This is a genomic window from Paenibacillus sp. MAH-35 (genome assembly GCF_058135425.1).
This window is the reverse complement of the sequence record NZ_JBYUPU010000036.1, coordinates 60,216-73,054: the sequence shown is the minus strand read 5'-3', so window position 1 is coordinate 73,054 and position 12,839 is coordinate 60,216. Positions and strand designations below refer to the sequence as shown.

Annotated in this window: 5 protein-coding genes; 4 read left to right on the top strand and 1 reads right to left on the bottom strand. The window is 51.9% G+C overall.

What is annotated here, in order from left to right:
- The first annotated feature begins 193 nt into the window (after window positions 1-193).
- The 4 genes from AC3Y2E_RS27005 to AC3Y2E_RS26990 all read left to right on the top strand — a co-directional run bounded on the left by AC3Y2E_RS27005 (window position 194) and on the right by AC3Y2E_RS26990 (window position 6,407).
- Window positions 194-2,032 (top strand): LTA synthase family protein, encoded by a 1,839-nt coding sequence (locus AC3Y2E_RS27005; RefSeq protein ID WP_379215992.1) that lies wholly within the window; start codon window positions 194-196, stop codon window positions 2,030-2,032.
- A gap of 428 nt (window positions 2,033-2,460) precedes the next feature.
- On the top strand, window positions 2,461-4,785 hold the full coding sequence (locus AC3Y2E_RS27000; RefSeq protein WP_379215985.1) for an ATP-binding protein: 2,325 nt from the start codon (window positions 2,461-2,463) through the stop codon (window positions 4,783-4,785).
- A complete protein-coding gene (locus AC3Y2E_RS26995) occupies window positions 4,782-5,444 on the top strand; it encodes a response regulator transcription factor (RefSeq protein WP_332071712.1) in 663 nt (220 codons plus the stop codon). Before AC3Y2E_RS27000 ends, AC3Y2E_RS26995 begins: the two co-directional genes overlap by 4 nt.
- Window positions 5,445-5,447: 3 nt before the next feature.
- The gene (locus AC3Y2E_RS26990) at window positions 5,448-6,407 is read left to right on the top strand and encodes a polyprenyl synthetase family protein (RefSeq protein ID WP_379215983.1); all 960 of its coding nucleotides are present in this window, start codon (window positions 5,448-5,450) and stop codon (window positions 6,405-6,407) included.
- Between the two features lie 181 nt (window positions 6,408-6,588).
- On the opposite strand, the gene AC3Y2E_RS26985 is transcribed toward AC3Y2E_RS26990, so the two are convergent.
- A complete protein-coding gene (locus AC3Y2E_RS26985) occupies window positions 6,589-12,261 on the bottom strand; it encodes a PKD domain-containing protein (RefSeq protein WP_379215981.1) in 5,673 nt (1,890 codons plus the stop codon).
- Window positions 12,262-12,839: the final 578 nt, after the last annotated feature.

Sequence of the window (12,839 nt, the reverse complement as noted above, 5' to 3'; positions counted from 1 at the left end):
CAAGCCTGAATATTCTTGCCGAAGGCAAAAGACTTCTTGCTGTGTAATCCTTACACGAACTGTCGGAACGACAGGGTTAGCTTGGTGAACTTCTCTTCGTTAGAAGGGACTACCCAAGAATCTCGTGACTCTAGTCATGAGAGGTTCAAAGGAATCGGACTAAAGCTCGGAGGCTGAAAATTTGACGAAGCGGATGAAGCCCTTTTTCTTTTTCTCCTTAATTATGCTGCTCAAAAGCGTTCTCACCTGGCTGGTCATCTCCAAGGGCAACTGGTCGTGGGCGCCGCTGTTGACCGAAATCCCGTTCGTTTGGATGCTGTTTGGTTTAATCGAGATGTTGGCGACCAAGCGGAAGCTCGCCTGGTATATGACCGTAAATGTTACGCTTACAGCCGTCTTTTTTGCCGTTATCATGTACTACAAATATTACGGGGTCATCGTCACCTACCATGCCTTGAAAATGATAGGCCAGGTGACGGCCGTCAAAAGCAGCGTGTTCTCGCTGATGCATCCTTATTATTTGTTTATTTTTCTCGACATCGTCGTTCTCAGCATGCTGCTGATCCGCAGCAAAAAAAAGAACCCGAACATGCAGCTGTTTGCGCTCGTCCATAACCGCAAAGCGGCTACATTTTTGTTCGCCGTATCGCTGGCTATTTGTTTGTTCAATATCATGCCGAACCGGGCGAGCATGAGCGAATTCAAACAAGCCGAAGAAATGGGCATTCTCGGCTACGAAGCTTACACGCTGCTCACGAAGCAAGAGCGGCAGGCCGCCTCGGGCCCCCCTGTCGTACAAGCCGATATCGACGCCCTGAAGCGGACTTTCGTCCCGGAGGCGCCCGAATATGCCGGAGTCGCGTCGCACCGGAACGTCATCGTGATCCAGCTCGAATCGTTCCAGAACTTTCTGATCGGGCTGCAGGTCGGCGGCGCGGAGGTTACGCCTGTCCTGAACGGGCTGGCCCGGGAGCATCTCTATTTCTCCAACTTTTATCAGCAGGTAGGTCCCGGCAATACGTCCGACGCCGAATTCGTCGTGAATACGTCCCTTTACATCCCGCCCCAGGAGGCTGCGACGCAGCGGTATGCCGGCAAAGAGCTGCCCAGCTTGCCGAAGCTGATGAAGCAGCACGGGTACAGCTCGCTGACGTTCCATACGAACGACGCCAGCTTTTGGAACCGGCGCGAATTATACCGTTCTCTCGGGTTTGACCGTTATTACGACAGAGCCTTTTTCGGCGAAGACGATCCGGTTTTTTTCGGTTCCTCCGACGATGTGCTGTATGACAAAACAGCCCGGGAGCTGGCACGGGTTCAGGAAGAGGAGGACAAGCCGTTTTACGCCCAAGTTATCTCGATGACCGCGCATCATCCGTATACGATTCCGCCGGACAAGCGGAAGTTCCCTCTTCCCGACGTCTACAAGGACACGTTCGTGGGCAACTATATTTTGGCGCAGCATTACGCGGATGCGGCGCTCGGCCGTTTTATCGACAAGTTGCAGTCGAGCGGCATCTGGGAGAACAGTCTGATCGTCGTATACGGGGACCATCTCGGACTGCCGGTGTACATGCTGACGCGAGGGGAAAAAGAGCTGATGAACGGCCTGCTCGGACGCGAATATACGTATCCGGATATGCTGAACATCCCGCTCGTCGTCGCCGCTCCGGGAATCACCCAGCCGGCTGTGCTCGATAAGCTCGGGGGACAAGTCGACCTGCTGCCGACGATCGCGAGCTTGACGGGCATTCCTCTGCAGGACCAGATTTACTTCGGCCAGGATCTGCTGAATCAAACCGGCAATCTGCTGCCGCAGCGGTATTATTTGCCCTCCGGTTCGTTTATGAACGAAGAGACGATCTTTATTCCGGGAAGCGGTTATGACGACGGCAGCCTGTATCCGTTCGGGAAGATCGGCTTGCCGGACCCTTCCGCGACGGAGGACGAATACGAGCGGGCGCTGATGCTGCTCCGGCTGTCGGATCACTACGTGATGCAGCTGCCCGACCTGGACGGCGAGCCTGAATAAGAATCGGGGTTGCCGGTAAACGGCGGAAGATAGCAGATTTTCATAGAGAAGCGAAATCGATAGAACGCGGCACTGACAAAATACGTGCAAAAAAAGAGAGACTGTATATGAAAATATACAACCTCTCTTTTTTTTGTTAAAATGATAGCACCTCTTAGGACCACCACAATTGTTGGACTTTGCCCTTGAGTCCTTCTTTATTCAGCACAGTACGGACAGCTGCATTCTCGGACGGCGACAACATTTTGTTTTCGGTAACGCTTTCTTTTTTCGAGTTTCTAACAGTCAGTTGCAGTTGCGGGGACCAAGTTAAAGTTTGCATACTTAGGATATTCCTCCTTATTTTTATAATCCGTTACTAATCCAATAGTACCAGAAAATTATGGAAGTTCAAATACCAAATTGTAGGTGATTATATGATTTTTTTTTTGAGGGGTCGAAAACTGCCGATTATCATCCTCGCTCTCATCGGCATTCAAATCTGGTTTGCCTACCTGACCTTCCGCTACCCGTATATAGGGATTAATTTAGCTAAAAATCCTGGCAGTGAATGGGTGGTAGAAAGTCTCGATCCGGAAAGCGTATCCCAGCATCTGGACATCCGAATCGGAGATACGATCGTTTCGGTAGACGGAGTTCCTCCCTCCGAACATCCTCCTATCAAAAAGTGGGGCTCGATTGAACAGGTCGATGAAATTATAATCGAACGTAACCATCATCAGCTCACCGTTACTACGGAAGGCGTCTCGAACTCGCTTTCCTATTCGCTGCTGCCCTTCATAGCCGAAATCGTCTGCTTTACCATAGCGCTGTTCATTAATTCCCGGATCAAATTTTCCAAATCCGCTACTCTTCTTGCTCTTGTTTTCGTCTGTATCGGGATCACTTTTATGAGTCTTGGGGCCTCCATACGCGGAGACGCGCTTGGCAAAAACTTAATCAATACGTTTCTCGTATTATTACCGGTCGTTTTCTTGCATTTCTTAATCGAGTTTTTTAAAGAAAAAGGCAATCAGGATTTGCCGAGAGGATACTTGAAATATTTATACATATCGGTTGCCGTCAATTTTCTGTTCCGGTGCACCTTTTTTTTCGAAAGCTTCGCAGCGTTTTATATGACACGCATCACTTCCATGATCAATATTATTATGTTTATCCTTTCGATTTCGTTAAGTTTCGCCGTGCTAGCCGGGTTATATATCAAAAATTATAAGAGCAATTCCTATTTATCCACCATTATAAAAGTAGTCTGGGTTGCGCTGATCATCTCTTTCATTCCGATCGTCACTTTATCCTTTCTCCCGCTTGTGTTGTATAACGTAGAGTGGGTCAGCTCGCTGTATATGGGATGGTTTGTGCTTTTTTTCCCGCTTTCGTTCGCCTATCTATTGTTAACCAAGCAATTATACGACATCGATATCGTGCTTCGCCGGCTTTTGTTCACCGTTATTGTCGCGCTGCTGCCGAGCGGAGCTATCGTACTGGTCAACGCCTTGATTTTCCAAGACTATATCAACCTTAAATATTTTTTCTTCTCCTTTATCGTTGTTCTCGTTATATTGACCTTCGTTTTATATTCCGTCGAGAACATGTACACGCGCCTGGAGCGGGTGATGTTTCCGCGTAAACATTACTTGCAGGAAGCGCTCAAAAAAATATCGAAAGACTTGACGTCCATATCCAGCTTCCGCGATCTGAAGGATCTCTTTCTGAGCGATATCGTGAATACGCTGCAGGTGTACGGAGGCGCCATCGTGTTCCGGCATCGCGACAGTATCGAAATGATCCGCGAAGGAGACATCAATCAGGAGGAAGTCGAGAAAATAGTAGTCAGCGATCCGTCATCGGAACACCCGAACCTGATGAAATTCGAAATCAACCGGCACGAGGAATATACGAGCTATCTGATCATGACCCAGAAAAAGTCGAATACCAAGCTCGGTCTGGAGGAAGTGCAGTGGCTGGGTCTCATTATCTCGTATTTGGCCGTCAGTCTGGAGAACGTCTACTTGATCCGCAAGCTGACCGTAAAGCTGAACCGGCTCGCCTCCCAGCTGCCGAACGAGCAAGAGGCGTACGATTTCAACTGGTTCCGCAAACTGACCTTCGAGCTGCAGGAACAGGAGCGGGTGCGAATTGCCTCCGATCTGCACGATACGACGATGCAGGACTTGTTCTTCTTGAAGCGCAAGCTGACGGCGCTTGGGGAACGGCCGGGACTTCCGGCCGACGCCAAGGAGACGATTCACGGACTCGTCGATTATATCGAAATCATCAATGTGAACCTGCGTCAAAGCTGCTTCGATCTTAACCCGTACCTGCTGCAGGAAATCGGGCTTATCCGGACGATCGAAAAAATTATCGAGCGGGAATCGTTCAGCAGCCCGTTCCAGATCCGCTTCGACGCCTCAGGCGCGCTTGCGGTCGAACGACGCGATCTGGAAACGAAACGCCATATTTTCCGAATCGTGCAGGAATTAATCAATAACGCGAAGAAGCATTCAGAAGCTTCCTTTATCTCGCTTCGGCTCACCACGATAAGCGGACAAGTCGTTCTACATTACCAGGATGACGGCGTCGGCTTCGACCCGGAAGAGATGACGGCGCCGGATATCGGCACGTCCGGAGTCGGGATCGAACAGCTTCGCAGCCGCGTTCTTCATCTGAACGGCCAGCTGGAGCTGGACGCTCATCAAGGGGAAGGAGTCAGTATCCGTATTTCGTTTCCGATGAAAGGGGGAAAGACTGCATGAAACGAACCGTCAGGACGATAGTCGTGGACGATCATCCCGTTGTAGCCCGGGCGACGAAACTGATTTTGGAGCAGGTGGAAGGCATCACCGTCGTAGGAGTTGCGTCGAACGGACAACAATGTCTGGAGCTGGTCGAGGAGCATCAGCCGGAGCTGCTGTTTCTCGATTACCATATGCCGGACCAGTACGGCAGTCTGGTCGCCGAGAAAGTGAAGCGGCGCTACCCGCAGACGCACATCGTCATTTTTACCGGAATCGATGTCGCCGACTTGTACAACCACTTGCTCGAGATCGGGGTCAGCGGCATCATTTCGAAAGAGTCCGGGGAGACGACGATCCAGAACCTCGTCCGCTGCATTCTCGACAACCATACGATGATCCCGCTCCCGCTGTATCAGCAGATGCGGGTAACGAACCGGGTGCCCCGCCCCGCCGAGACGGAAACGGTCGTCTTGTCCGCTGACGAGCTGCAAATTATGTCGTTGCTGGTCAAAGGCGTTACCCATGAACAGATCGCCGATCAGATCCATGTCAGCAAACGGTCGGTAGACAATTATCTCAAAAAAATATACGACAAGTTCGGCGTCTCCACCCGCATTCAGGCGATCGAGAAATTTGTGCGGAGTCCGATGTACGCCGATCTTCCGGAGGAGCCCTAACCGATGCAGGCGGCCCTGTTGAACGAAATCGAGCAAACGATCGACCGGCTCGTGCCGGTAGCGGACTTCAACGCCTTGTTGAAGACGTTCGCCTCCGACAAGGCGGGGGAAACGTCGCGCTGGGGACAATCGACGCGGCTTGCCCACTTCATGTATGGCGGACGTTCGCCCCATATCGACCGACTGGCGGCTTTGACGGAGCTGCTCGTGCTCGCGCTGGATATCGCCGACGATTTGCAGGATCGCGACAATATGGACAAAAGCTGGATGAAATGCCCGCCCGAGCTGGCGCTGAATGCAGTGATGGGTCTGCTGGTGGGGGCGATCGCAGAGTTGGGCCGTTTGCAGACGGAATATCCGGGGGAGCGGTTTCCCGAGCCCGGTGAGATTAGCCAAATCGTCATGCATGCAGTAAACGGACAGTATCGCGACTTAACGAACGATATCGAAACCGAGCAGGATTACATCTCTGTCGTGCAGCACAAATCGTGCATGCTGCTGAAGCTCGCCTATTACATGGGTTACGGGGCAACACCCGCAGGCGACGACATCGCCGAGCAGATGGAGCTGCTGGCCGGTTACGTCGGGGTTGTGTATCAGCTGTCCAACGATTTGCGGGATGTCTTGCGTTACGATCTCAAAAACGACCTGCTGCACCGAAAAAAGACGCTGCCGATCTTGTACTTGCTCGGGGACGATACGGAAGGCAGGTTCGCCCCGATCCAGGACTATTACTCGGGCGCGATGACCCGGGACCAGTTTTTGCAGCACAAGGGAGCATGCATGGCGTACATTGCCGAATCGGGTTGCGCCGAGTATACCGAGGTAATCCAGTCGCTGTTTATGCAAAAGGCCGCAGAAACGTTGGACGGGCTGCCCGCTCTGTCGCCGTGGAAGGAACAGTTCCGGGAACTGACGTTGGGTCCCGCCGGACAACCCGCTATGGATCCTACGGAGCTATGAGCAGTAATGGGAGCAGGGATGGCTGGGGAAGTAGGCAGTCCCTAGTAAAGAAACGAACCGCCAGTTCGAAGCCTCTCTGCATCTGGTCCGGCGAACTATCATCTGTAACGGTAAGACGGACAAACGGCCTGAACTCGCGAAGCATTCGCGAGTTCAGGCCGTTTGGTATTATCGTTTGGTATTATTGTCTCCGGTGAACCTGGACCGCTTCCTGGATATTGCCGATGATTCTGAGCGGGATGTCCTCCGTTTTGACGACGCCGTTCTGGTAACGGATGCGAAAATGGACGATCTGTTCAGCTTCCGGGAAGCCTTGCGTAACCGACATCCATCTCTCATCGAAAAGCCGTCCGGAGAATCGCGTGCTTGACCCGTCCTCCACAATAAGCAATTCGCTGACAAACAGGCGACCGCCGTCCTTCCCCACCGTATCGATCCAGGCAACCGCTTCGGCCACGGGCGCCGGGGAGCTTTCGGTCTGAACGACGAACACTTCGCCGGAATAAAAGTCTTTGGGCGCGGCTGTCGTATTGTGACCTTTGGCTTCATGAATGTCGCGCCACTGCGGCGTATGGCTGACATCGGACAAGATCGTCAGCGGCGCGGCAACTGGCGTTTTAGTTGTGCTGACAGTCTCATAGCCGTCGCTAACGGTCAGCGTGACGGTGTAAACACCCGGTACCGAGAAGATGAACAAGGCGTCCGTCGAGATCAGTACGAACCTGTCTCCGACCGGCGTTTCAATATCCCAGCGGGAAGTCAATACATCGCCATCGGGATCGGAAGACAGATTTTTGAAATAAACGGTATCCCCTTCCCAAATCGGCTTTGGGGTCCAGTCAAAGTCCGGGACCGGCGCCCGATTCACATACAGCCAAGTATCCGCGGACCATCCGGACCAGACGTAACCGTCATGGACCCTGACGCGTACGCGAAGCTTCTGTCCGGCCGGCAGATCGCTGCCAGCGGTCCATGTTCCCGCCGATAGAGTGGAACCTTGCCAGTGCTGTCCCGATGTCAGGAGACGCGTATCGTTAGCCTCGTTCCACACTTCCAGCTCGAAGTAATGGAACGTGGTGCCCGGGTCGGGGTCCGTCTGCGACCACTGGAACACCGGCCGTATCGTGCTCACGACCGTCGGCTGAGCTTGCGATCCGGACGGATGCATCATCGCAGCCTCAGGCGGCCGATTTGTTACAAGCCATCCAATGTTCGACCAGTCCGACCAATCGTTGCCGTCGCTCACCCTTACCTGAACCTGGTACTTCTGTCCCATTGTCAGGCTCGTATCCAGCGTCCACTGTGCCGTATTGGAGGTTGTCCCTTGCGGTTTGATGCCGGTATCGCGGATCACGTTCCCCCACTCGTCCCGGACGATCAAGTGGAACGCAGCGAACGTCGTATCCGGATCGATGTCGTACTGGTTCCAGGTCAGCCTCGGCTGCAGCGTGTTGACGTAAGACGGACTGGACTGGCTACCGCTTGGGAACGTCAGCAGCACGGTCGGCGGCGTATTCGGTACCGGCTGCGATACGTTAATCATTTGCTCGGCCCAATCGCTCCATGCTCCGTATTCGTCCTTGACCGACAATCGCACTGTGTACGTTCCTTTCTTCTGCGGTCTTGTCAGCTTCCCGAATTGGGTAATGCCGTCCGGATCGGTGTAACTGTATCGTCGTTCCATGACGCCTCGGGTGGCCGCATAGTCGATCCCGGTCGCTTCCGTCGAATAGTACCACGGCGCCAGCCAGCGGTCCGGGTCATAGCTCGTGTCGGTCCAGCCAATGGTATAATCCGGGTTTTGAGCGACCGTGAATACGGCGATCGGCCGGCGGTGGATCATGACGTATTCCGTCTGCAGATCGGAATATTTGCGATAGCTGCCGAACGTCCCGTTCGGATACTCGTATCCGGCAGGTGACGGATCGTCGGGAACCTGATAGGAAACTTTGTACCGACCGACTTTATCCATGATCAGATGCGGCGATGTCACCATTTGACCGTGAAACGCGGATAGCCCGGAGTAGCCGTCGCCGACATCCAAAAACTTGTTCGGTTCGACATGATCGAACGTCCACCGGCTCCAGTCGGTTATGGCCGGATCGTTCTCCAAGTCGAAATAGCTGATCACATATTCCACGGGAGCGCCTACAATGGCCGTGTTCTTCGTGCTGCCTTCGTTTCCGATGTATTTCGTATAATGGAAACCTTTGATCATGACATGCGCCACTTCTGAATAGGGTCCCATCATGCCACTAGAGAACGTCGAATCCGTTACATCCAGGAGAGGCACGCCGCCTACATACCCTTTCAGGCGATCCCCACTGAGTTTCAACTTCACATCGTAATAGTTACCTTTACTAATCGGGTAAGAGACTTCCTGCAGCGTCGTTTTCACGCCGTCTACGATTTTGACGATTTTGGATTTCTCGTCCGTTACCTCCAGTCTGTACATGTTCCGGTGATCGACCATCCGGGCCGATAATCCGAAAGAAACGGTATTCGCAAAGTTCTCATGATTGAGTTTAAAGCCTGCAGCTACTTCGCCGTTGTCCAGCGTTTCATTCGGGTTGCTCAACTGACCGAAATTGTACAAATCTGCCGTATGTGGATCGACATCCGTTTTAACCACCCAGGCCCAGAAGGTCGAACCGGAATCATACCGGAATTCGATTACGACCGTTCCGTCTTCCATAACCAGTGGGGCGCGATCTGTGAATCCATATATATTGCTTGGTTTCGTATATTCCGTAAGCTTGTTTCCGTTCAGATCGTACACTTGAAGGCCGATATGGTTGGTAAATAAAATCTTGCCGTCCGCCGTTACGGTTGCTGGTAGCATGAGGCCGCCATATATGAAATAGGCATCTTCATTGTAATAGCGCGACTCTCCGGCCAACACCGAGACGGTAGAAAAGGTGTTCAGATCTAAAATGTTCATGTAGTTGTAGTAGTTGACAACATCGTCATCTGCGCTTTTAATTGTGGTGGTCCAATAAATGATTTTGTCATGTACGGTTACAAATTGACTCGGTGAGCCGTAACCAGGCTGCGAGAACTCGTAGAGTAAAGCTCCTGTGTTGTTATCAAATACTTTGAGGCGTTCGCCGCCGGAGGCATTTGGAACACTAATGATTGCCTTATTGTTATCGGCAGTCACATACTCGACCGCTCCGTTCTGAATTTGCGCATCATGCCGATACAGCCGTCTTATTTTCGGTATGGTCCAGAGCAGATTGCCGTTCTGGTCTTTCTTTTGTAAATCGCAAGCGTAGGGAAATTGCCAATTCGTGTTATTGTCATTGTCTAAATAACAAGCATACACATACGGATTTCCGTTGTAGTCTGTGCCGTAACTACGGCTATTGGCATAAGACTTCACACGCTGAACGACTTGATCCGTCACGACAGGCAGCCCTTCCATTCGTGATACAGGACCAATCTCGTACATCGGCTTGGCTGCCGGATAGGTCCAAATATTTGTTGGCGGGTCCGGTGGCAGCACTTTATCGTAATTCGGCGTGTTAAACGATACGAAATATTCTCTAAAGTACAGCGGTGTCGGTAATGCCGGTGTCCCTCCTCCTTGCGCCCGGAAGGCTGCGTTTTCGACGTCCGAAATATTAAATACATAGGTGTGATAATAGTAGCCGTACGTATTACAGGTACATCGATTGTTGGAACGGAACATCACCCGGCCGGTTTCAAAATTGGGGGTCACGACGTAGCTGTTGGGCCATATACTTTCCGAACTATGATTTTGCATCGCCTGTGTTCGGGATATGGTCGATGCCGTGCTGTTCAGGTTCAGCCAGCCGTTCGCATTGGAACCGGTAAATACATACGGCTTCAACATGGAGCCAAGGCCCCAACAGTTACCATAAAGCGAATCTCCGCAACCCCAAGTCAGCACTTTGCTGGTGATATTGCTGTTTGTTGGAGCTAACCCTTGCGAAATCGGTGTGCCCGGCACTTCCAGCGCGTTCTCGCTGCTGTTGATGTTGTACTCCTTCGGTTTTGCGGCCATCGAGATCGAAGAAGCGGTCCAGCTCGGATCGTATAGCAGCGTTTCCGGACTGAATGCCTTGGATTCAACCTGCGGCGGTTGGAAATCCGATCCTTTGACATAGAACGGCGCTTCCGGCGCTTCATTGATCACTTCAAAGTAAAAGTCTTTCGTCGCCGACTTTTTGTACCCTACTGACTCTTGGGCGAATACCCGAATCGCATACTTCCCGACCTTCGTCGGTGTCAAGCTAAACTTTCGACCGGTATCCAGCTCGACCGGCTCTATCGCCTCGTCGCTAAAAGAACCGTCATTGTTGCTGTCGTACATCAAACTCACTTTGGAGATGAACATCGGATCGTCATCCGGGCTGTACGATTTCTCCCTGAAATGGAGTGCCACGTTGCGAATGCCGATGCCGGGGTTATCCAAGTCCGGAACAGGCGGCAAGTCGGGTCTGACATAAATCGTCTTCGACGCCTGATGCTCCGGCAAGTTTTTCAGCCCCGCGCTATTAAACACGTCGAGGTACACCGTGTAGTAGCCGGATTCCGGATACATCGTACGCTTGTCTCCACCCCAAATACAGCTTGTTATCTCTCCAAATGGCGTATAACTGTTCGCGCAGCTGAACGGGACCGGGATCGGACGGCCTTCAACGGCGTTATCTCCTCCTGTTATGACCGGAATCGGTTCCGGAGGAACAACATTCAGTGTTGTCGTCTTGCATCCGGCGTCCGCGCCGCGAACGTCCTGAGCGCAAACGTTGATGGAATGAGACCCGAGCACGTCCGCTTTCAGCATCCGGAAATGCTCGTCGTACGACCAAAATCCCCGATCTTCGTACAGCTGTTTCAGCCAAGTGCTGGTCGTGTTTTTGAAATCGAAATAGTAGATAATACCGTCGCCTTCCGGATCGTAAGGAGTAGGCGGATCGTCCATCGGATTATGGATGATGCCGAGATCGACATAACTGCCGACTACAACTTGGCTGATCGAGGGAAAGGCAAAGCTGTTGCCGCCTGCAAACCAGCCTGGGAAGAACACGGGTGGACTGTTGCCCGATGGAACGACGATTTCGAATGACTTGGTGACAACCTTGGTCGAGCCGCAAGATGACGTTATCTTCATCGTAACATTTACGATTCCACCTCCGATGCCAGCCGGGTATGGCGGCCCGCTGATCCCCCCTGAATAAATGTTAGATCCTGCATCTTCCGTATGGACCTTGCTCCCTTGAGTCGAGGTCCAAAGCAATTGAGCCAAGATACATACGTTTCCGTCTTTCTTCCCTTTCACCGATACGTCCAGCGGCCGGTATACTTGGCTTTTTCCGTACTCGACCGGAGACGGGTATGCAAACATAAAGTCGCCTGTGATCACTTCCGGACCGTCATTGGGCTCCGGATCGGGACCGGGGTCGCTGCAGGATGCTTTGCCTTCGAAGGAGAACGTCTTGGAGTTGTTCCCGGTATTCTTCTCTCCGGGCAGTGTATCGACCGTTACGGTGAATGTTTTCGATCCGGCTGCCGTGAACTTGTACAGGAACTCGTCTTTCTTCACTTCCCCGTTCGCGATGCCGTTAAACGGAATCGTCTTGATGACGGTGCCGTCCACGCTTACCTTAGCATTAAACGACCCGGAGTATGGGGCTCCGTGATTCGTCAAACTGACGTAAAAGCTCATGTTGACGCCGACCAGGATACAGCTCTGTGCGGCGGTCACTTTAATATCCGCAATGTCGGGCTCCGGGAGAACGTTGTCCTCATAGGTGACGGTGATGTAGGTTGGGTGCTGATACGTTCGGCCCTCCAAGTCGAAGGTAAAAGCCGCAAAATAGGCCATCATCCTGGCTCCCGGAGCGCCGGGGTCTTTGATGGCGGTGCTAGGTGGGGCCGCTCCATCATTCGGGTATCCCATAAAGCTTTGTGAATACTGGATATAGAAACTATTAACGTTATTAGGATCCTTCTGAACGAGTCGGGCATTACTAATAGGGTTTGTTGATGTTTCGCTTTCAGATCTCCCTTTAGTGTTCTCAGGTCCATCAATTAGAACATCCTTTTCTACCGTTGGCTTATTAAAACTGGTTACTGTTAAATAATTATCATCGTAATATTTCCCAGAACTATCATAAAAAGCTTGTGTACGATTTGCGGGAAATTCCAAATCCTCTGTACAAGAAGGAAACTCGTACATCAGTACCCCACCATAAGTTTCTTGTTTTCCTCCTTCGCAATACACTTGCTCAATATTGCCGTACATATCTTCTTTGTTCGCATACCAGCCCTTTTTAGAGTTTGTATAGCTATACCGGTACCAAGCGAAAAACGTATGCGTCTCAGAATTTTGAATAGATTCAACTTTAATCTCTCGCCCTGTCGTACTGATGCTGCCAGTCCAACTTGCTTGTCCGATTGCCTGCG

What these genes read in the sequence shown, in the direction of transcription:
- AC3Y2E_RS26995 (WP_332071712.1), top strand. Translation starts at nt 4,782, where the DNA reads ATGAAACGAACCGTCAGGACGATAGTCGTGGACGATCATCCCGTTGTA.
- AC3Y2E_RS26990 (WP_379215983.1), top strand. Translation starts at nt 5,448, where the DNA reads ATGCAGGCGGCCCTGTTGAACGAAATCGAGCAAACGATCGACCGGCTC.
- AC3Y2E_RS26985 (WP_379215981.1), bottom strand. Translation starts at nt 12,261, where the DNA reads ATGATGGCCTATTTTGCGGCTTTTACCTTCGACTTGGAGGGCCGAACG.
- AC3Y2E_RS27005 (WP_379215992.1), top strand. Translation starts at nt 194, where the DNA reads ATGAAGCCCTTTTTCTTTTTCTCCTTAATTATGCTGCTCAAAAGCGTT.